The organism is Citrobacter sp. MGH104 (genome assembly GCF_001034485.1).
Taxonomy (GTDB): domain Bacteria; phylum Pseudomonadota; class Gammaproteobacteria; order Enterobacterales; family Enterobacteriaceae; genus Citrobacter; species Citrobacter freundii.
The window spans coordinates 1487813-1510022 of sequence record NZ_KQ089818.1; the positions used below are offsets into that span (position 1 = coordinate 1487813).

Here is a 22210-nt window from a genome sequence, read left to right on the forward strand (position 1 = left end):
CATGTCAGAAAATGAAAACCTGCTGCTGAGATTGCGCCAGGGCGTTGACGGATATAGCCGAACACAGCAGAAGCTGGGAGAGTTTGTGCTTAGTGATCCGGCAAAAGTTGTCTACCTGACGATTACCGAACTGGCGCGTGAAAGCGACACCAGCGAGGCGAGCGTCACACGTCTGTGCCGCACGCTTGGGTGTAAGGGTTATAACGAATTCAAAATGGCGCTGGCTCTCGATCTCCAGCAAGGACAGCCGGTAGAGCACAGCGGGGATGAAATTGACAATGTGGTCAATGAATCCGTGCAAGCGCTGCAGGACACAGCAAAGTTACTCGACAGGACATTACTGGAATCCGCCGCTCTGGCGCTACATCAGGCTCAGTCGGTACAGATTTATGGCGTAGCGGCCAGCGCGATTCTGGGGGAATATTTACATTACAAACTCCTGCGCCTCGGCAAACCCGCGCAACTGTTCAGCGACATGCACCGCGCAGCCATGAATGCCACTACGCTTAGCAAAAATACGCTCGTGGTAGCGATCTCCAGTTCAGGCTCCACGCGCGATCTGCTGCATGTCGTGAAACTGGCGCGTAAGCAAGGCGTGCGCGTACTGGCGCTGAGTAATACGCCGCGCAGTCCGCTGGCTTCGCTGAGCGATATTCAACTGGTCGCAGCCAAACCAGAAGGTCCGTTGAGTGCTGGTGCGCTAAACGCCAAGGTGGGTGTGATGCTGTTGGTAGAACTTCTCACCACGTCGCTGATTGCGCTGGATGAAAAGTATAGTGATGTGAGCCAGCAAACCGCCAGCGCAACACTTCCTCTACTGCTTTAAAAGCATAAAAAAACCCGCCGAGGCGGGTTTTTACGTTAAGAGCTAAAGAACAGGATGACGAATAAAAATAGTGGGGATACCGACAAAGTAACCCTCATCTGGCAGGGTCTGTAACATCTCGTGAATGGGGACTGTTAGCGTTCTCAGTATGAAGATAAGCAATAATTTTCCCAGATTCCGAAAACGGGTCATACGCTGCGCTTGTTTAAGGTAAGACTCCCCTGTTCACCAGAAAGTATATCGAGTTTAGTTTTTCTACCGCTTACCCATTAGTTTGATCTGTAACTTGATACTCCAAACCAGATTGATAAAGAAAGGGTTAAAGAAGACTGAAATCAAGGCTAAGATGAGGCAACAAAGTATACACATTATAAATAGCTCAAACCCTCCCATTGATGCAGGAAAAAGCATAGAGAAGAATAACGCGCCACCCCAGGCATAGTATTTCCAGGCGTAGAGAAAGAAAGCTCGGCTTACGCTGATGTTTTTCTTTCTCGCTAATTTAAGCAAGAAACGAACATTTTTTTCTTTCATTCCAGCATTCACGAGTATAGATTTTATATCATTATTCATAACAATCATCAGTTAAAGTCATTGCAATATATAAAACATCACTTGACTCCCCTTTAAAATAACACCAGATTAATCACTTAGATTCCTCGTAACTTGATATAAACTTTCCAAACCTTAAGGTAATTTTTATGAAGCCGACAAGTTAACTCAATAACAAAAAACAACAACCCGAATATTAAAAAGAGCACCAATAACTCAGTGTAATCTTCTTGTCCAATTGAAAATATAAAAAATGACATAACAAAAGCCATGATAATATCAACCTTAATGATACTTGCATCTGTTAATAAATAGGCTTTTTGTATATTCACTTTGTTTTCATTAGCAAAACGAATAAGTTTCTGTGCTTTATACTCACTCAAACCCGCAAGTTTAATACTTTCAGTTAAAGACTTATCATTCTGATCATATGCTTTGAAGATCATATCCTTATTCCCTCAATTCAGCCCAGTTAGTACTTTCTCCACCAAAAAGTTGATAAATAGTGAATCCACTAACTACATCACCGGTTAACTCACTAGCCACCCCGACTGCCCCCAAGGTTCTCCAACTGCGGATATAATCTTCCTGTATATAGCGGAATAATTTCCACGAATCTGTTCTCAAGGTCAGCGTTGAGGCTGAACCAAATGAAAGAACAAGATCTCCCGTTGAAAAAGCAATATCACCACCCTTATCATCACTCCCCAAAAGTTTAGCTACCTGGCGGTAGGCATACCTCAAAGGCATTCTTTTGGGGTCTTCATGATATAGTAAATAATAACCATTTCCCCAAACATTCTCACTTCCCTGCATCATTAAAGGGACCCCATAACTTTTACATGCAGCACCAAGGCTTGCTTTACATAAACCAAACCCACCGATAACTTGCATTGATCCACTAATGAATCCAACTCGCTTTAATGTTATTGTAAGCGTAGAGTGCCGTTCTCTTTCACGCTCAGCTATTGCATATAATTTAACACTCCCCATTCTTAAATTCATATGATGGTTAGTTAAAGACATATGATATTCACGTGATCTATCCATCGCTCTGCCAAAATCTAATTTCCCATAACGATATTCATCAAGAAAATATGATGTAACCCTACGTTCTTCTAACATATATTTTGAACGTATATCTAGATCATTAAGATATTGAAAACTGATATCATAGACAAGTCGATCAATCTTTTCTTTTTCTCGTTGCAAATTCATTAATCCATAACTACTCAAAATAACCTCCTGTTATTTCCCAAGCAATTTATATTGAACCTTAATGCTCCAGATTAAATTTATGACAAAGGGTGTAAAGAAGAGTGAAATGAGACCTACACCAATACAGAAGAGAATGTTTACTATGAAGAAATCTATACCCTCAGAAAGTGATGAGAAAATTACAGCCAATAGCAAAGCCGTACACCAGGCGTAATATTTCCAGGCATAGAGAAAAAATGCCCGACTTAAGCTGATATTTTTCAGTTTTGCCAACTTTATCAGGATAGCAGCATCCTTTTTTTTCATGCCCGCTTTCGCCAGTATGTCTTCCAATTCGCTATTCATTCAATATTTCTATTATTGTTAATGATAAATATAAAAACATATACAAAAAATAATCACATAATTAAATTACTCTTAGTGAAATAATAACAAAGTGATAAAGATCAAATCGTTCATCAAAATTTTCAATTAAGAATAAATTAAAGACATAAAAAAACCCGCCGAGGCGGGTTTTTACGTTAAGAGCTAAAGAACAGGATTATGCCTGGCCTTTGATCTCTTTACGACCGTTGTACGGCGCTTGTTCACCCAGAGCTTCTTCGATACGAATCAGCTGGTTGTACTTAGCAACGCGGTCAGAACGGCTCATAGAACCAGTTTTGATCTGGCCCGCAGCGGTACCAACAGCCAGGTCAGCGATGGTAGCATCTTCAGTTTCGCCAGAACGGTGAGAGATGACAGCGGTGTAGCCAGCGTCTTTCGCCATTTTGATCGCAGCCAGAGTTTCGGTCAGAGAACCGATCTGGTTGAATTTGATCAGGATGGAGTTAACGATGCCTTTTTCGATGCCTTCTTTCAGGATCTTGGTGTTGGTTACGAACAGATCGTCACCAACCAGTTGGATTTTGTCGCCCAGTACTTTAGTCTGGTATGCGAAACCGTCCCAGTCAGACTCGTCCAGACCATCTTCGATGGACACGATCGGGTACTGTTTGGTCAGTTCTTCCAGGAAGTGAGTGAATTCTTCGGAGGTGAATGCTTTGTTGCCTTCGCCAGCCAGAACGTATTTACCGTCTTTGTAGAATTCAGAAGCTGCACAGTCCATCGCCAGAGTGATGTCTTTGCCCAGCTCGTAGCCAGCTGCTTTAACCGCTTCAGCGATTACAGCCAGAGCTTCAGCGTTGGAACCCAGGTTCGGCGCGTAGCCACCTTCGTCACCAACTGCAGTGTTCATACCTTTAGCTTTCAGAACTTTAGCCAGGTTGTGGAACACTTCAGAACCCATACGAACGGCTTCTTTCAGAGTCTTAGCGCCAACCGGCTGAATCATGAATTCCTGGATGTCGACGTTGTTGTCAGCGTGCTCACCACCGTTGATGATGTTCATCATCGGAACCGGCATGGAGTATTTACCCGGAGTACCGTTCAGTTCAGCGATGTGTGCATACAGCGGCAGGCCTTTAGCAGCAGCTGCTGCTTTGGCGTTCGCCAGGGACACAGCCAGGATGGCGTTTGCACCGAAGTTGGATTTGTTTTCAGTACCGTCCAGATCGATCATGATCTTGTCGATGCCAGCCTGATCTTTAGCATCTTTACCCAGCAGAGCCTGAGCAATTGGGCCGTTAACAGCTGCAACAGCTTTCAGTACGCCTTTACCCATGAAACGGGATTTGTCGCCATCGCGCAGTTCCAGTGCTTCGCGGGAACCAGTAGAAGCACCTGACGGAGCTGCTGCCATACCAACGAAACCACCTTCCAGGTGTACTTCGGCTTCAACAGTCGGGTTACCACGGGAGTCGATGATTTCACGACCGATGATTTTAACGATTTTGGACATTAGATTTTCCTCAGTACAAGTTAAACTAAAACTCCAGACAAACAATGCACCCTGATGGGTGCATTGCCGTTCTAACTTATTTACTTCTTACTTCGCCTGACGCTTCTGATGTTCACTGGCGGCTTTCACAAAGCCGGCAAACAGCGGGTGCCCATCACGTGGCGTGGAAGTAAATTCCGGGTGGAACTGACAGGCCACGAACCACGGATGATTCGGTACCTCAATGATCTCGACCAACTGATCATCACCGGAACGGCCTGCAATACGCAGACCCGCAGCTTCAATCTGTTTCAACAGCATATTGTTGACTTCGTAACGGTGGCGGTGGCGTTCAACAATTGTCTGCGCGCCGTACAGTTGACGAACCAGGCTATCGTCGCTCAACTGACACTGCTGCGCACCAAGACGCATAGTGCCGCCCAGATCGCTCTTCTCGGTACGGACTTCGACGTTGCCGTCTTCATCGCGCCATTCGGTAATCAGGGCCACCACCGGGTACTTACAGTCTGGCACAAATTCCGTGGAGTTGGCGTTGTCCATACCCACTACGTTACGTGCAAACTCAATCAACGCAACCTGCATACCCAGGCAAATGCCCAGATAAGGAATATTGTTCTCACGCGCAAAGCGCGCCGTCGCGATTTTACCTTCAACACCACGGTAGCCGAAGCCGCCAGGGATCAGGATTGCATCAAGACCTTTCAGGATCTCAACGCCACGCGTTTCGACATCTTGTGAATCGATCAGCTTGATATTGACGGTGACACGATTCTTCAGACCGCCATGCTTCAGCGCTTCGATAACTGATTTATAGGCATCCGGCAGTTCAATGTACTTGCCGACCATACCGATAGTCACTTCGCCTGCCGGATTAGCTTCTTCGTAGATAACCTGTTCCCATTCTGACAGATTAGCTTCCGGACAGTTCAAGCTGAATCGTTTACAAATATAATCGTCAAGGCCCTGAGATTTCAACAGGCCCGGAATTTTATAGATGGAATCGACATCTTTCAGAGAAATCACCGCTTTTTCCGGAACGTTACAGAACAATGCAATTTTTGCACGTTCATTAGCCGGAACTGCGCGATCGGAGCGGCAAATCAGGATATCTGGCTGAATACCGATAGAAAGCAGCTCTTTTACAGAGTGCTGAGTCGGTTTAGTTTTGACTTCACCTGCCGCCGCCATGTACGGAACCAGCGTCAGATGCATAAACAGCGTGTGCTCGCGGCCAATTTCTACAGCCATCTGGCGAATCGCTTCAAGGAACGGCAGAGATTCGATATCCCCAACGGTTCCGCCGATTTCAACCAGAACAACATCATGACCTTCACCGCCTTCCAGAACACGCTCTTTAATGGCATTCGTGATATGCGGGATAACCTGAACGGTCGCGCCCAGGTAGTCGCCACGGCGTTCTTTACGCAGAACGTCGGAGTAGATACGACCCGTAGTGAAGTTGTTGCGGCGGCTCATTTTGGTACGAATGAAGCGCTCATAGTGACCCAGGTCCAGGTCGGTTTCAGCGCCGTCTTCGGTAACGAACACTTCCCCGTGTTGGATTGGGCTCATAGTACCTGGATCGACGTTGATGTACGGATCCAGTTTCATCATGGTTACATTGAGGCCACGGGCTTCAAGAATGGCTGCCAGGGAGGCTGCGGCAATGCCTTTTCCCAGAGAGGATACGACCCCGCCGGTCACAAAAATATAGTTCGTTGTCATGCTGGACCTGAGAAGTTAGGGTGAAACGATGGAATTACCAAGACGGGAAAGTAGTATACCCGAACATGACGAGCGCCACAAACTTTCATTATTCCTCCTCTTCACCAGGCTCACATTAACATCGGGAGTGAGAAAATAGCCCCTTTGGGGTAAATGTTTTTGACGTAAATCAAGCGCTTGTTATTTAAAAAATCACACAAATCGCCCTTGACCGACGAAATCCCTTAGAGATCAATTTCCTGCCGTTTTACCTGTTGCCAGACTTCTTCCATAGTTTCCAGATCAACACCAGTCATTTCCAGACCGCGAGCAGCCACAATTCGCTCAACCTCACGAAAACGTCGCTCAAATTTCTCGTTCGCTTTTTGCAAAGCAGTCTCTGCTTTAGTGCCTAAATGCCGGGCCATATTGACCGTGGCAAACAGCAGATCGCCCATTTCCTCCTCCAGTTTAGCCTGGTCGACAACAGCCTGCTTCGCCTCAAACATGACTTCGTCGATCTCTTCGTAAACCTTGTCGACAACCGGTCCTAATGTTTTCCAGTCGAAGCCAACATTTGAGCAGCGTTTCTGGATTTTTTGGGCGCGCATTAATGCCGGTAAACTACGGGGAATATCGTCGAGCGCGGAATGCTGTGCCTTCTCAGCACGTTCTTCGGTTTTGATTTGCTCCCAACGGGTAAGCACCTCGGTGCTGTTACTGGCAGAAACGTCAGCAAAAACATGCGGGTGGCGGCGTTCAAGCTTATCGCTTATCGCAGCGCAAATATCATCAAAGTTGAAGCGCCCTTCTTCCTGAGCCATCTGGGCGTAAAACACCACCTGGAACAGCAGATCCCCCAACTCTCCACGCAGGTCGTCGAAGTCTTCTCGCGCAATCGCGTCCAGCACTTCATAAGTTTCTTCGAGGGTATAAGGAGCAATAGTGGCGAATGTCTGCTCTTTGTCCCACGGACAGCCGTTCTCCGGGTCGCGCAGGCGCTGCATAATACCGAGCAGTCGGTCGATTTGATTCATTGGAATATCCTGAAATTTCAATACGGTAGGCCGGATAAGGCGACATCCGGCAACATAGCAATGCCTGATGGCAACGCTAACGCGTCTTATCAGGCCTACAAGGTTATCCGGCCTACATAATGATTAATTACCGTGCAGACGACGTGCGTCGATCACATCCGGTACCTGGTTCAGCTTGCCGAGCACGCGCCCGAGCACCTGCAGGTTGTAGATTTCGATGGTCATATCAATGGTGGCAAGCTGTTGTTTGGTATCACTCCGGCTGGCAACGCCCAGCACGTTCACCTTCTCGTTGGCGAGAATCGTGGTGATATCACGTAACAAGCCACTGCGATCGTTGGCCTGGACGCGAACCACCAGCGAATACCCTGCAGAGTAACTTTCGCCCCAGACCGCATCAACAATACGTTCCGGCGCATGGGAGCGCAGCTCAGTCAGCTGTTCACAATCCGCCCGGTGCACAGAAATACCGCGTCCCTGGGTAATAAACCCGACAATCTCATCGCCTGGAATCGGCTGGCAGCAGCGAGCGATGTGGTGCATCAGGTTACCTACCCCTTCCACCACGACACGACCGTCGTCTTTACGGCGACTCTGCGGTGCGTGCGTTTTCTGCTGAAGCTGTTTCAGCGCGGCGGCATCCTGTTCGGCAGCGCTTGGCTTATTAAACTGCGCCTGCAGGAAATTCACCATCTGGTTGAGGCGGATGTCTCCTCCGCCAATCGCCGCCAGCAGTTCATCCAGCTCATTGAAACTGTAGCGCGGCAGCAGATGTTTTTCCGCTTCTTTCAGGCTGATGCCTAAATGCGCCAGTTCATCGTCGAGGATCTGGCGACCTGCAAGAATGTTCTTATCACGGTCCTGTTTACGGAACCAGGCGTGGATCTTCGAACGCCCACGACTGGTGGTTACGTAGCCAAGGTTAGGGTTCAACCAGTCGCGGCTTGGGTTTGGCTGTTTCTGGGTGATAATTTCAATTTGATCGCCCATCTGTAGTTGGTAGGTAAACGGTACGATGCGTCCACCAATTTTCGCGCCAATGCAACGATGCCCCACATCACTATGAATGTGGTAAGCAAAATCGAGCGGCGTGGAGCCTGCAGGCAGATCCACAACGTCGCCTTTCGGCGTAAAGACGTACACGCGGTCATCAAAGACCTGGCTACGAACTTCATCCAGCATTTCACCAGAATCTGCCATCTCTTCCTGCCAGGCGATCAGCTTACGCAGCCATGCAATACGATCTTCATGACCAGAGCGCGCGGCGCCTGAAGCAGTGCCCTCTTTGTACTTCCAGTGTGCCGCGACGCCCAGTTCGGCATCTTCGTGCATCTGTTTGGTACGGATCTGAATTTCAATAGTTTTCCCACCCGGCCCCAGCACAACCGTATGGATTGACTGGTAGCCGTTGGGTTTCGGGTTCGCGACGTAGTCATCAAACTCATCCGGCAGATGGCGATAGTGAGTATGTACTATCCCGAGCGCGGCATAGCAGTCCTGTAAACGCTCTGCCACGATACGCACTGCGCGCACATCGAACAGTTCATCGAAGGCCAACTGCTTTTTCTGCATTTTGCGCCAGATGCTGTAGATATGCTTCGGACGTCCGTACACTTCAGCTTTGACGCCTTCCGTTTTCATCTCTGAGCGCAAATGACCAACGAACTCATCAATGTAATGCTCTCTGTCGATACGACGTTCATGCAGCAGTTTGGCAATGCGTTTGTATTCAGCCGGGTGCAGATAACGGAAGCAATAATCTTCCAGCTCCCATTTTAATTGCCCGATTCCCAAACGGTTGGCCAGCGGTGCATAGATATTGGTGCACTCTTTTGCCGCCAGAACGCGTTCATCTTCCGGCGCGTCTTTCACTTCACGCAGATGGGCAATCCGCTCTGCCAGCTTGATGACCACACAGCGGAAGTCATCTACCATTGCCAGCAGCATGCGGCGGACGTTATCGACCTGCTCGGAAGAAACTGAATCGGTATGCGTGGCTTTAAGCTGGCGTATCGCCGCCATATCACGCACGCCGTGGATAAGATGAACAATGGATTTGCCCACGCTCTCGCGCAGGATGTCTTCACTTACCACGTTGGCATCAGCCAGAGGGAACAGCATTGCTGCACGCAGCGTGTCGATATCCATGCTCAACATGGAGAGAATTTCTACCATCTCCACGCCACGCCACAGCAGCAGATCCGCATCCGGATGCCCCTGTGTCTGCTGGAGGCAGTACGCCCAGGTTTCGGCTAAGCGTTCACACGACTGCTGGCTGGAGATCCCCAGACTCGCGATCCATTTCTTGGGATCAAACTCACCAGCTTTATTTAAATGTGCACTTCTTACCGCAACCATCGTCCTCTCCTTAAGGGGCATGGCCTGTCGAAGTCGACAAGCCGAACCCATTGTCTTTCACACAGCATTACAAGGCGAAATCCAATAGGTATTAAGTTCATTACAAACGCTCAAACAGGACCATTGATTCCAGGTGTCCAGTGTGCGGGAACATATCGAGCATCGCCAGCCGCCGGATGGCATATCCCGCATTGAGCAAAGCATCGCTGTCACGAGCCAGCGTTGCCGGGTTACAGGATACATAAACAACGCGTATAGGTTCTAATTTTATAATATGTTGCATCACACCAGCAGCCCCCGCACGCGCAGGATCGAGCAAAACTTTGTCGAATCCGTTTTTCGCCCACGGCTGCCGGGTAACATCTTCCTCAAGGTTTTCATGAAAGAACGTCACATTGTGTAATCCGTTATTCAGCGCGTTCTCCCGACCTTTCTCCACCAACGCCGGAACACCTTCCACGCCAACCACGCTTGCTGCCCGAGTTGCCAGCGGCAGAGTAAAATTGCCCATTCCGCAGAACAGATCGAGTACGCGATCTTCAGGTTGAACATCGAGCCATTCCAACGCACGGGCCACCATTTGCTGGTTTACCCCTTCATTGACCTGAATAAAATCACGCGGGCTGAAGGTTAACCGTAGTCCATTTGAGTCATACCAGGGTGATTCTTCTGATATTGATTCCAGTATCTCGCTTTGCGGGGCCAGAAACAAAGACAGCCCCAGAGAATGCGAAAAGCATTCCAGTTTTTCTTTATCCGCTGCACTTAATGGCGCCGTGTGGCGCAAAATCATCAGGGTTCCGCTCCCTGCCTGCACCAGTTCAACATGTCCAAGGTGGCGTAACCCTTGAAGACTTTCCAGACACGCCCTGAGATGGGGCAATAACGCTTCAAGCTGGGGCACCAAAACAGGGCATTGTTTGACATCGATAATGTCGCTGGAGCCTGATTTACGAAACCCCATCTGCAATTTTTGTTCTTTTGGCCGATAGTTCAGGCTCAATCGGGCACGACGACGATAGCCCCACGGCGTATCAGCTATAACATCCGACACGTCACATTTCATTAAACGCGACAACGCCGCGCTTTTACTACGCTGCTGTAACGAGATGCTGGCATGCTGCTGCTGGCAACCGCCGCATACGCCAAAATGCGGGCAACGTGGCACTTCACGCTCAGGGCTGTTGTTCAAACGTCGTTTTACTTGCGCGCGGGCGAACTGTTTTTTATCTTCGGTAATCACCACCTCGGCGCTTTCCTGGGGTAGCAATTCCGGTATAAACAACGCTTTTCCGTTATGGCGAGCGACGCCCTGACCAAAAGGATCGAGGTCATTGACGGTAACGGTTATGATCTGACGCGTCGTCACGCGTCGTTTTGCAGAGTAGAATTGCGCCATCGACGAGATATTTCTCTATTTAACAGTGTGACCCTAATTGTCCCATAACGGAACTCCATGACCAACTACAGCCTGCGCGCACGCATGATGATTCTGATCCTGGCCCCGACCGTCCTGATAGGTTTGTTGCTCAGTATCTTTTTTGTTGTGCATCGCTATAACGACTTGCAGCGTCAACTGGAAGATGCTGGTGCCAGCATCATAGAACCACTCGCGGTCTCCAGCGAATATGGCATGAACCTGCAAAACAGGGAATCTATCGGCCAGCTTATCAGCGTGCTGCATCGTCGCCATTCCGATATCGTGCGGGCAATTTCTGTTTATGACGAAAATAACCGACTGTTCGTCACCTCTAATTTTCATCTCGATCCGTCTGAAATGCAGTTGGCGACAGGTTCACCGTTTCCCCGTAAGCTAAGCGTCACCCGGCACGGGGATATCATGATCCTGCGTACCCCGATTATATCGGAAAGCTATTCACCAGATGAATCCGCCGTAAGCGATGCGAAAAACACCAAAAATATGCTGGGGTATGTGGCGCTTGAGCTGGATCTTAAGTCCGTGCGATTGCAGCAGTACAAAGAGATCTTTATCTCCAGCGTAATGATGCTGTTTTGTATTGGTATTGCGTTAATTTTTGGCTGGCGTCTGATGCGAGACGTAACCGGCCCGATTCGCAATATGGTGAATACCGTTGACCGAATTCGTAGAGGACAGCTCGACAGCCGCGTGGAAGGTTTCATGCTGGGCGAGCTGGATATGCTCAAAAATGGTATCAACTCGATGGCGATGTCACTTGCGGCTTACCATGAAGAGATGCAGCACAACATCGATCAGGCCACCTCTGACCTGCGTGAAACGCTGGAGCAGATGGAAATCCAGAACGTCGAACTGGATCTGGCGAAGAAACGCGCCCAGGAAGCGGCGCGTATTAAGTCTGAGTTTCTGGCTAACATGTCGCACGAACTGCGAACACCGCTGAATGGCGTGATTGGCTTCACCCGTCTTACGCTAAAAACCGAGCTCAACACCACGCAGCGCGATCACCTGAATACCATTGAACGCTCGGCTAACAATCTGCTGGCTATCATCAATGATGTACTCGACTTCTCCAAACTTGAGGCGGGCAAGCTGATTCTGGAAAGCATTCCCTTCCCGCTGCGCAGCACGCTGGATGACGTCGTTACGCTGTTAGCGCATTCATCCCATGATAAAGGGCTTGAGCTGACGCTGAATATTAAGAATGACGTGCCGGACAACGTCATCGGCGATCCGCTGCGCTTACAGCAGGTAATCACTAATCTGGTTGGCAATGCCATCAAATTTACCGAAGGCGGCAATATCGACATTCTGGTCGAGAAGCGCGCCCTTAGTAACACGAAAGTGCAGATTGAAGTACAAATCCGCGATACCGGAATTGGTATTCCTGAGCGCGATCAGTCACGCTTGTTCCAGGCCTTCCGCCAGGCAGATGCCAGTATTTCCCGCCGCCACGGCGGTACCGGGCTGGGCCTGGTCATTACGCAAAAACTGGTCAACGAAATGGGCGGGGATATCTCCTTCCATAGTCAACCGAACCGGGGTTCCACGTTCTGGTTCCATATCAGCCTCGATCTTAACCCTAACGTTCTCGTTGACCGCTCAACCACGCTCTGCCTGGCCGGTAAACGACTGGCCTACGTCGAACCGAACGCCACTGCCGCACAGTGCACATTAGATATCTTGAGCGAAACGCCGTTGGAGGTGATTTACAGCCCTTCATTCTCCGGGCTGCCGAAGGATCACTACGATATTCTGCTGCTCGGCATTCCGGTTACTTTACGCGAACCGCTCACCATGCAGCATGAGCGGCTGGCAAACGCTGCGGCGATGACCGACTTTTTGTTACTGGCCCTGCCTTGCCATGCGCAAATTAACGCCGAGAAGTTAAAACAGGGCGGCGCGGCGGCATGTCTGTTGAAACCTCTCACCTCAACTCGCTTACTGCCTGCGCTCACAGAGTATTGTCAGTTGAATCACAGCGCGGATCCGCTGCTGTTAGACGATAGCAAAATCGCGATGACCGTTATGGCGGTAGACGACAACCCGGCGAACCTCAAGCTGATTGGCGCACTGTTGGAAGATAAGGTGCAGCACGTCGTGCTCTGCGACAGTGGGCATCAAGCGGTGGATCGCGCCAGACAAATGCAATTTGATCTGATCCTGATGGATATTCAGATGCCAGACATGGACGGCATTCGCGCTTGTGAACTAATCCACCAGCTTCCTCATCAACAGCAGACACCGGTCATTGCGGTCACCGCACACGCCATGGCCGGGCAGAAAGAGAAGCTGCTCAGCGCCGGGATGAACGATTACCTGGCGAAGCCTATCGAAGAAGATAAGCTGCATAATCTGCTGTTACGCTACAAACCCGGCGCAAGCACAGCGCTTAGGGCGATCGCCGCTGAACCTGTTGAGCCGGTAGTCAATCCGAATACCACACTCGACTGGCAGTTAGCATTAAGACAAGCCGCAGGTAAAAACGATTTGGCGCGGGATATGCTGCAAATGCTGCTCGATTTTCTGCCCGAAGTACGTAACAAAATTGAAGAACAGCTGGTCGGTGAAAACCCTGAAGGTCTGGTGGATATGATCCACAAGCTGCACGGCAGCTGCGGTTATAGCGGCGTTCCCCGCATGAAAAACCTGTGTCAGCTTATTGAGCAGCAATTACGTAGCGGGACCAAGGAAGAAGAGCTGGAGCCTGAGTTTTTAGAGCTTCTGGATGAAATGGACAACGTTGCGCGCGAAGCGAAGAAGTTGTTGGGGTGATATTCGCAGGAAGGCGGCGTGACCGCCTTATCCAACCTACAACTCAGCGTAATTGCTGCCCGGCTTTAAGCGTTGCGGCCACGTTTCGCGCCGTCATTCGTACGTTGTCGCTCGCGTTCTTTAGCGCCTCATCCAGGGTACAGATGGTATAGATGACGCTGAAAACCGCATCCAGCCCATGCTCGTGGACCACACCGACATCCGCCGTCAGGCTACCGGCAATGCCGATAACCGGTTTGTTGTAACGCTTTGCGACCTTCGCCACGCCAACCGGAACCTTACCGTGAATGGTCTGACTATCAATGCGCCCTTCACCCGTGACCACTAAATCCGCATCCGCAACGCAGGCGTCAAGGTGCAACGCATCCGTTACTATCTCAATACCGCAGCGCAACTGTGCGCCGCAAAACGCATATAGCGCCGCCCCCATACCACCAGCGGCGCCACCGCCGGCCAGATCCAGCACGTTGACGTCCAGATCGCGGGCAATGAGTTGCGCATAGTGCGTGAGTGCCCGATCCAGGCGGGTAATCATCTCCGGCGTCGCCCCTTTTTGCGGGCCAAAAACCGCAGAAGCGCCCTCTTCACCGGTCAACGGATTAGTCACGTCGCAAGCAACTTCAATACGACACGCAGCAAGTCGCTGGTCTAACTGAGAAATATCAATCCGAGCGAGCGATTCGAGGCCAGCCCCGCCATGGGCAATATCGTTATTTTGCGCATCCAGCAATTTTGCTCCCAGCGCTTGCACCATCCCGGCACCGCCATCATTGGTGGCGCTTCCGCCAATTCCAATGATGATATGCTCAACGCCAGCGTCCAACGCATGACGGATTAACTCCCCGGTTCCCCAGGATGTCGTTTTCAGCGGATCGCGTAACCCCGCAGGAACCTGTTCCAGTCCGCTGGCGGCCGCCATTTCGATAAACGCCGATCGCTCATCACCGGATAAACCATAAAATGCCTGAATTGTGTTGCCCAAAGGGCCGGTAACATCAACATGCACAAGGTGACCTTGCGTTGCGGCAACCATCGCTTCGACCGTTCCTTCACCGCCATCTGCAACCGGAATCTTCACGTAATCCGCATCGGGCCAGATCTCACGAAACCCCTGCTCAATAGCCGTTGCCACTTCAAGCGCACTCAAACTTTCCTTATAGGAATCCGGTGCGATTACTATTTTCATAAAGCATCCTTACGCATGTTGACTGTGTTAAGCATATACCAGGATAAAAACCGCCCCTTAATGGGAGCGGTCCCAGTTCGCTTAGCGTACCATGCACGGACGCTTATTATCAAACGTCCAGTTCGGGATCAGATACTGCATTCCCATCGCATCATCACGCGCCCCCAATCCATGTTGCTGGTACAGCTCATGCGCTTTCATGACCTGATCCATATCCAGCTCCACGCCCAGACCCGGTTTTGCCGGAACCTGCACCATGCCGCCTTTGATTTCAAATGGCTCTTTGGTCAGGCGTTGATTGCCTTCCTGCCAGATCCAGTGGGTATCAATCGCGGTAATTTTGCCCGGAGCCGCTGCCGCGACATGCGTAAACATCGCCAGCGAAATATCAAAGTGGTTGTTGGAGTGCGATCCCCAGGTCAACCCAAACTCATGGCACATTTGCGCCACGCGGACAGAACCCTGCATGGTCCAGAAGTGCGGGTCCGCCAGTGGGATATCCACGGACTGCAACGACAGCGTATGCCCCATCTGACGCCAGTCGGTGGCGATCATGTTGGTGGCGGTCGGCAGGCCGGTAGCGCGGCGGAATTCCGCCATCACTTCACGACCAGAGAAGCCCTGCTCGGCGCCACACGGATCTTCCGCATAGGCCAGAGAACCCTTCAGATATTTGCCGATCTTAATCGCTTCATTTAGCGACCACGCGCCGTTCGGATCCAGCGTGACGCGGGCCTGCGGGAAACGCTTCGCCAGCGCAACGATAGATTCCGCTTCCTCTTCCCCGGCGAGAACGCCGCCTTTCAGTTTAAAGTCGTTGAAACCATACTTCTCATACGCAGCTTCCGCCAGGCGCACTACCGCATCCGGGGTCATCGCCTCTTCATGACGCAGACGATACCAGTCGCACTTCTCATCCGGCTGACTCTGGTACGGCAGCGGCGTTGCCTTACGGTTACCGACAAAGAACAGATAACCCAACATTTCAACTTCGCTACGCTGCTGTCCATCACCCAGTAGAGAGGCGACGTTTACGCCCAGATGATGACCTAACAGATCCAACATCGCCGCTTCGATCCCAGTAACCACATGAATAGTGGTACGTAAATCAAAGGTCTGCAAACCGCGACCGCCCGCATCACGATCCGCAAAAGTATTGCGTACCGCATTCAGCACGTTTTTGTATTCACCTAACGTTTTGCCTACTACCAGCGGGATCGCATCTTCCAGCGTTTTGCGGATTTTTTCTCCGCCGGGAATTTCACCCACGCCGGTATGACCGGAGTTATCTTTAATAATCACAATATTGCGCGTGAAGAATGGAGCATGTGCGCCGCTCAGGTTCATCAGCATACTGTCATGACCCGCAACCGGAATAACCTGCATAGAGGTAACCAATGGGGTAGAAAATTGTGCGCTCATAATTAAGTCCTTATTCAAAATTAGTGGCGGCCGAAAACGGGACGTTTACGGTCAAAAGTCCATCCGGGGATCAGATACTGCATTGGGCCTGCGTCATTACGCGCGCCGCCGGGCAGTCTCTTGTAGGCTTCATGAGCCTTGTTAACCTGATCCCAGTCCAGCTCTACGCCCAGTCCAGGCGCGTCAGGAACAGCAATTTTCCCGTTCTTAATCTCCAGCGGATTTTTGGTCAGACGGCAATCGCCCTCCTGCCAGATCCAGTGGGTGTCGATAGCCGTCGGGTTGCCCGGCGCAGCGGCGCCAACGTGGGTGAACATCGCCAGCGAAATATCAAAATGATTGTTAGAATGGCAGCCCCAGGTCAGGCCCCAGTCATCGCATAACTGTGCCACGCGTACCGCGCCGGAAAGGGTCCAGAAGTGCGGATCGGCCAGCGGAATATCTACTGAGTTCAGCATCACCGCATGGCCCATTTCACGCCAGTTGGTGGCTATCATGTTGGTTGCTACCGGTAGACCGGTTGCACGGCGGAACTCGGCCATCACTTCGCGGCCAGAAAAACCCTGTTCAGCGCCGCATGGATCTTCGGCGTAGGTCAGAACATCGTTCAGCCCTTTACACAGGGAGATGGCTTCATCCAGCAACCAGGCACCGTTGGGATCAACCGTAATACGCGCATCCGGGAAGCATTTTTTCAGCGCACGAACGGTGTCGATTTCCTGCTCGCCAGGCAGTACACCACCTTTGAGTTTGAAATCTTTAAAGCCGTAGCGATCCTGCGAAGCCTGAGCCAGACGTACCACCGCCTCACTGTTCATCGCTTGCTGGTGACGCAGGTGATACCACTCATGGTTTCCCGGCGTGCTTTCCAGATACGGTAACTCGGTCTTTGTGCGATCGCCCACATAGAACAGATAGCCGAGTACGGTGACCGCATCGCGCTGCTTGCCCGGCCCTAACAGTTCACAAACCGGCACGTTCAGCGCCTTGCCCAGCAGGTCGAGCAGCGCCGCTTCAAGCGCCGCTACCGCGTTTACCCGTAGCTCAAACGTCCAGGCGCCTTTGCCGAAGATGTCAAAATCAGCGGCCTGGTTGCCTTTATGCACCTGCTGTACCACCTTATTCAGGCGCGCGACCTCCTGACCCAATACCATCGGGATAGCGTCAACCAGCGTCTGATAAATCACTTCGCCGCCCGGCGCTTCACCGACGCCGGTATTGCCGGCGTTATCGGTAAGAACCACAATATTGCGGGTGAAATATGCATTGTGCGCACCGCCAATATTGAGCAGCATGCTGTCATGACCGGCCACCGGGATGACCTTCATATCGGTAATAACGGGACTCGATTGTGTTGTCATCATCATTGTCCTGCGACAGGTTTCAGTTCGATACGTTTAATATCGCCCACCAGTACCAGATAGCTCACCACCGCAATCAACGCATGCACCCCGACGTAAATCAACGCGCCGTTAAACGAGCCGGTGGTCCCTACGATGTAGCCGATAGCAATTGGCGTGACGATACCGGAGATATTGCCAAACATGTTGAACAAACCGCCGCTCAGACCGCTGATCTCTTTAGGTGCAGTATCAGCCATCACCGCCCATCCCAACGCACCGATACCTTTGCCGAAGAAGGCCAGCGCCATAAAGCCGATGATCATCCACTCCACGTTGACGTAGTTACAGAACACCATCACCATCGACAGCAGCATGCCGAGTACGATTGGCGTTTTACGGGCGATATTTAGCGAACCGGTACGGCGCATCAGCCAGTCGGAAATAATGCCGCCGAGCACGCCGCCGGCGAATCCGCAAATGGCCGGGACCGAAGCGACAAAACCGGCTTTCAAAATCGACATACCGCGAGCCTGCACCAGATAAACCGGGAACCAGGTGATAAAGAAGTAGGTCAGCGCGTTAATGCAGTATTGCCCGATGTAAATACCGATCATCATCCGTGAGCCCAGCAGCTGTTTGATTTGCCCCCACTTCACGCTGAACGGCACTTTAGCTTTGGCGGCCGCCTGATCCATATTGATCAGCGCCCCGCCTTCAGCAATGTACTCCAGCTCTTTTTGGTTTACGCCCGGGTGCTGGTTTGGTTCATGAATCACCTTCAGCCAGATAAAGCTGATAACAATCCCGAGGCCGCCCATAAAGAAGAACACATGCGACCAGCCCACTTCGTGGGTCAGCCACCCCATGATTGGCGCAAAAATAACGGTGGCAAAGTACTGCGCAGAGTTAAAGATTGCGACCGCCGTGCCCCTCTCCTGTGCCGGGAACCATGCCGCAACTATACGACTATTGCCGGGGAAGGAAGGTGCTTCAGCTAAACCGACAAGGAATCGCAACGTAAACAGCGCAACGATAATGCCGAAGCCGCTAAAGATATCGACGAAGCCCTGCAGCAGGGTAAACATGGACCAGATAAAGATGGACCAGAAATAAACACGTTTTGAACCGAAGCGGTCAAGCAACCAGCCGCCAGGGATCTGGCCGATAACATAGGCCCATGAGAAAGCGGAGAATACATAACCCATCCCTACCGCATCCAGACCAATGTCTTTGGCCATCTCCGAACCGGCAATGGATAAGGTGGCGCGATCGCCGTAGTTGAAGGATGTGACGATAAACAACATCACCACTATCCAGTAGCGAGCGTTAGTGCGTTTTTCAGCGCTGCTCGCCGCCTGACTTAATGAACTCATTGTTGCACTCCTGAATCTTGGCTTTCGCCAGTTCATTCTGTACAGCACCTGTAGGGTGATCAGAATGAGAGGTTAGTGTGTGGCAGTTTTGGTACAGCTCAGGGCCGTTTTATTCTGACTCGCTGCCTTTTCGGGAACTGACGGGAAAAGTATATGAAGGAGTGGCTCTTACCCTCACCGTGCATGAACACAACATTCGGGAGGCAGTAAGAAGTTGTTTGGGGCATAAGCCCAAAGCAGTGGAAGTTAGTTCACGTAATTGGGGTTTTATTGCCGGGTGGCGGCTTCGCCTGACCCGGCCTACGGTTCAAATGGGGGTTGTATGCCCGTACGGGCGAGAGATTATTTGAGCAAGGTTCCCCAGTTTTCTACCCAAGGGTTGGATTCGCTTTCCGGTTCAGGATGTTCGCTGGCGTCAATCAGCAACATTTCACCCACGCGCTGTGCGCTTTGCTCCTGCAACAGCGCATCAAACTGTTTGCCACCATTACAGAAATTAACGTAGCTGCTGTCGCCCAGCGCAATGACTCCGTAATGCAGATTTGGCTGGAAACCGAGATTATCTTTGATCCCCTGAAACAGCGGCACAATGCTATCGGGCAGATCGCCCTGCCCGGTCGTTGAGGTCACCACCAGCACATATTTATCCTGATATACCTGCCAGTCGCTAAGCTCCGGATCTTCAAACACCGTGGCTTTATGACCCTGTGCCGTCAAAATGGCCTCGGCCTCTTCGGCAACCAGCAGCGCGTTTCCGTACATTGTGCCGACAAAAATTCCAATTTCCGCCATAACCGTAATCTCCTGGGACTTAAGAATCTATCTGCTCATCCTGACCTGACCGCTCGACGAACTCAACCCTTTCATTCTCAGGGAGAAGTCCACGCCAGCCAAATTGTGACAATGCCTGCATCCAGACGTCATCCAGCCCGGCGCGAATAACCAGAGGCTCACCGGTGAATGGATGCGTCAGCGCAAGCTGGCTGGCATGCAGCATTAATCGCTGACAACCGAAATGCTCTGCGGCGCTGCGGTTTTGCCGTAAATCACCGTGCTTGCTGTCGCCAATTATCGGATGGCGTAAGTGGGCCAGATGGCGCCTGAGCTGGTGTTTCCGACCGGTTTTAGGATCCAGCTCCACCAGTCCATAACGGGTGGTCGGATAACGCCCGGTCGCTACCGGCATTTCTACCGTTGCCAGGCCGCGATAATGGGTGACGGCAGGCTGCGGGCCTTTATCATCGCGGGCAAACTTATCGGCAATCTTATCCAGCTCTTCGACCAACGGGTAATCCAGCACGGCATCATCCATCAGCCAGCCACGCACAATCGCATGATAGCGTTTCTGAATTTGATGATGTTCAAACTGCTGAGACAACAAACGCCCGGCTTCGCTGGACAGTCCCATCAGCAGCACACCGGAGGTTGGTCTGTCGAGTCGATGGGCGGTAAAAACGTGCTGACCAATTTGGTCTCGCACCGTTTGCATCACCACCACTTTCTCATCCCGGTCGAGCCAACTGCGGTGAACCAACCAGCCCGAAGGTTTATTGACTGCAACCAGCCATTCGTCCTGATAAAGAATTTCCAGCATCAGGCGTTATCACTGGTAAACAGCGCATCCAGCTCCTGCAATGCCGCCAGGAGAATGTCGCGTTGCGGATGATCGGCTGCTAGCGCCATTTCGTAATACGGTGCAACGGCAAAAGCCTGCGGAAGCGGCTGCGCGTTATCGAGTAGCGTATGCATGCGGGGAATCAACACCCACTGCAGCCACTCGACCGGCTCCATGGTATCCATACAAAAAGGCTGCGTACTGGTAAACAGATGCTCTGCTGGCTCATCCATCCGCCAGTGATTATGTTCACGCAGTAGCGCTTCAAGTGCGTGTAACTGCTGGCGCACACGGTCATGAGTCGTCATGAAATAAACCTCAATGATGAAAAATCTGGCGCGAAGAATAGCACTAGTGGAGGGAAATAAAAAAAGGGAGCACTGTAAAAAACAGTGCTCCCGGTTCGTTTCGCAGCATTCCAGCTACTTTTAGTGCTCCCTGCTCATCCGTGACAACTTTTCCTGTGGTCTTGCGACCTTGTTCATCCTGAACTTTTGCATCCTGCTCACATCACCCCGATGTGAAAACTTCATCCTGAAGTATCCTGGCCATCCTGACCCGCCGAACATCCTGACCGGCTCTCATTCTCCGTCCTGGAGGTGTCCTTTAACGCATCCAGCGTCTTCCTCTTTGCTTCGTCCTGAAGCCTGTCCTTGCAACACCGTCCTGGTGTATCCAGGTGAAGAGCCATCATCCTGATGTTCTCTTCGTTGTGCGACTCCTTGTCGACAGATATAGAATCGCCTGTTTCGCTTTGTCTTACAAGATGCTTACAGGCTTACCCTTACGATTATTTTCGTATGAAAGTTGACAATAAAAGACTAACCAATTGAATAATAATAAATTATTATTTTATTAATTCATTAAGTCTTTACTTATCACCTGGCAATGTCCTACAGGGTTTGTAAGAGATCTCTCACAAGATTCAGGGCAAACAGGATTACAGAACTGGCTTAAGTTGAGTGAGGAATTCCGCAAGTGAGGCCGCCAGCACCGTTCGTTTACGGGTTCCCAGCGTTTCTTTGCACACTTCACCGGACAGATTGCACACCGAAATGACGTCAAGCTCATTATCTTGTGTGGCAATAAAAAGCGTAGGCGAAAGCTTAAGTCGCTTTTGCGTAACCAAGTGACCAATCAGGTTTTCCTGAACGCGCCTGAAGTCATCTTCACTCCAGGTCTGCAGCAGCGTCAGCTTTTCATCCGCAAACTGCGCGTGCATATCCCCGGCAAACTGGGTGGTGTAAAAAGCGTGAGCGGCAGGTTGTACCACAATATCAAAGGCCCGTTCAACCGCATTGAGGTTTTTTTCGCCGACAAAAGGCTGAGGCTGCCAAAATACCGCATCGTCTGTGGAAGAAATGATGCACGGAGAAGGTACGCCATACAGCTCTTCACTGAGTGGCCAACTGTTGTTTTTTTCATGCCATGCGTCGCAATAACGCGTCGTAAAGGCTACCAACGCCTGCGCTGTCAATTCGTCCACTGATTTCTCTCTTCACAAAAGCCAGGATACACTTGTC

Annotated in this window: 18 protein-coding genes; 2 read left to right on the forward strand and 16 right to left on the reverse strand. The window is 50.9% G+C overall.

What is annotated here, in order from left to right; all coding sequences use genetic code 11:
* Nucleotide 1: 1 nt before the first annotated feature.
* Nucleotides 2–826 (forward strand): MurR/RpiR family transcriptional regulator, encoded by an 825-nt coding sequence (locus SK34_RS06955; RefSeq protein WP_003034131.1) that lies wholly within the window; start codon nucleotides 2–4, stop codon nucleotides 824–826.
* A gap of 650 nt (nucleotides 827–1476) precedes the next feature.
* Here the strand turns inward: SK34_RS06955 and SK34_RS06965 are convergent.
* The 8 genes from SK34_RS06965 to rlmD all read right to left on the reverse strand — a co-directional run bounded on the left by SK34_RS06965 (nucleotide 1477) and on the right by rlmD (nucleotide 10934).
* Nucleotides 1477–1824 carry a hypothetical protein gene (locus SK34_RS06965; RefSeq protein ID WP_016150908.1) on the reverse strand — a complete coding sequence of 116 codons (348 nt, stop codon included), beginning with the start codon at nucleotides 1822–1824 and terminating at the stop codon, nucleotides 1477–1479.
* 4 nt (nucleotides 1825–1828) lie between these two features.
* Nucleotides 1829–2614 carry a DUF4225 domain-containing protein gene (locus SK34_RS06970; protein WP_048232701.1) on the reverse strand — a complete coding sequence of 262 codons (786 nt, stop codon included), beginning with the start codon at nucleotides 2612–2614 and terminating at the stop codon, nucleotides 1829–1831.
* A 12-nt stretch (nucleotides 2615–2626) separates the two neighbouring features.
* On the reverse strand, nucleotides 2627–2941 hold the full coding sequence (locus SK34_RS06975; RefSeq protein WP_048232702.1) for a hypothetical protein: 315 nt from the start codon (nucleotides 2939–2941) through the stop codon (nucleotides 2627–2629).
* Between the two features lie 196 nt (nucleotides 2942–3137).
* On the reverse strand, nucleotides 3138–4436 hold the full coding sequence (gene eno, locus SK34_RS06980) for a phosphopyruvate hydratase (protein WP_003034129.1): 1299 nt from the start codon (nucleotides 4434–4436) through the stop codon (nucleotides 3138–3140).
* A gap of 87 nt (nucleotides 4437–4523) precedes the next feature.
* Nucleotides 4524–6161 carry a glutamine hydrolyzing CTP synthase gene (pyrG, locus tag SK34_RS06985; protein WP_048232704.1) on the reverse strand — a complete coding sequence of 546 codons (1638 nt, stop codon included), beginning with the start codon at nucleotides 6159–6161 and terminating at the stop codon, nucleotides 4524–4526.
* Between the two features lie 224 nt (nucleotides 6162–6385).
* Nucleotides 6386–7177: a nucleoside triphosphate pyrophosphohydrolase gene (gene mazG, locus SK34_RS06990; protein ID WP_003840346.1), complete on the reverse strand. Its 792-nt coding sequence runs from the start codon at nucleotides 7175–7177 to the stop codon at nucleotides 6386–6388.
* 123 nt (nucleotides 7178–7300) lie between these two features.
* Complete coding sequence (gene relA, locus SK34_RS06995) at nucleotides 7301–9535, reverse strand: GTP diphosphokinase (RefSeq protein WP_003034123.1); 2235 nt, start codon at nucleotides 9533–9535, stop codon at nucleotides 7301–7303.
* Nucleotides 9536–9635: 100 nt separating this feature from the next.
* Nucleotides 9636–10934, reverse strand: a complete 1299-nt coding sequence (gene rlmD / locus SK34_RS07000; RefSeq protein ID WP_032938359.1) for a 23S rRNA (uracil(1939)-C(5))-methyltransferase RlmD — start codon at nucleotides 10932–10934, stop codon at nucleotides 9636–9638.
* A gap of 57 nt (nucleotides 10935–10991) precedes the next feature.
* Between rlmD and barA the strand changes: the two genes are divergently transcribed.
* A complete protein-coding gene (barA, locus tag SK34_RS07005; protein ID WP_048232705.1) occupies nucleotides 10992–13748 on the forward strand; it encodes a two-component sensor histidine kinase BarA in 2757 nt (918 codons plus the stop codon).
* Nucleotides 13749–13791: 43 nt separating this feature from the next.
* Here barA and SK34_RS07010 read toward each other — a convergent pair whose 3' ends face one another.
* The 8 genes from SK34_RS07010 to syd form a co-directional block, all read right to left on the reverse strand.
* Entirely contained in the window at nucleotides 13792–14934 is a 1143-nt protein-coding gene (locus SK34_RS07010; protein WP_016150912.1) for a glycerate kinase, read from the reverse strand.
* 81 nt (nucleotides 14935–15015) lie between these two features.
* Nucleotides 15016–16356, reverse strand: a complete 1341-nt coding sequence (gudD, locus tag SK34_RS07015; RefSeq protein ID WP_044713407.1) for a glucarate dehydratase — start codon at nucleotides 16354–16356, stop codon at nucleotides 15016–15018.
* Between the two features lie 20 nt (nucleotides 16357–16376).
* Nucleotides 16377–17717, reverse strand: coding sequence for an enolase C-terminal domain-like protein (locus SK34_RS07020; RefSeq protein ID WP_048232706.1), 1341 nt, complete (start codon nucleotides 17715–17717; stop codon nucleotides 16377–16379).
* Between the two features lie 2 nt (nucleotides 17718–17719).
* Nucleotides 17720–19072, reverse strand: a complete 1353-nt coding sequence (gene gudP, locus SK34_RS07025) for a galactarate/glucarate/glycerate transporter GudP (protein WP_003034105.1) — start codon at nucleotides 19070–19072, stop codon at nucleotides 17720–17722.
* A 342-nt stretch (nucleotides 19073–19414) separates the two neighbouring features.
* Nucleotides 19415–19864 carry a flavodoxin gene (locus tag SK34_RS07030; RefSeq protein ID WP_003846536.1) on the reverse strand — a complete coding sequence of 150 codons (450 nt, stop codon included), beginning with the start codon at nucleotides 19862–19864 and terminating at the stop codon, nucleotides 19415–19417.
* 19 nt (nucleotides 19865–19883) lie between these two features.
* On the reverse strand, nucleotides 19884–20666 hold the full coding sequence (truC, locus tag SK34_RS07035) for a tRNA pseudouridine(65) synthase TruC (RefSeq protein WP_016150914.1): 783 nt from the start codon (nucleotides 20664–20666) through the stop codon (nucleotides 19884–19886).
* Nucleotides 20666–20995: a YqcC family protein gene (locus tag SK34_RS07040; RefSeq protein WP_003034091.1), complete on the reverse strand. Its 330-nt coding sequence runs from the start codon at nucleotides 20993–20995 to the stop codon at nucleotides 20666–20668. Before SK34_RS07040 ends, truC begins: the two co-directional genes overlap by 1 nt.
* 632 nt (nucleotides 20996–21627) lie before the next feature.
* A complete protein-coding gene (gene syd, locus SK34_RS07045) occupies nucleotides 21628–22173 on the reverse strand; it encodes a SecY-interacting protein (RefSeq protein WP_003840362.1) in 546 nt (181 codons plus the stop codon).
* Nucleotides 22174–22210 lie beyond the last annotated feature (37 nt).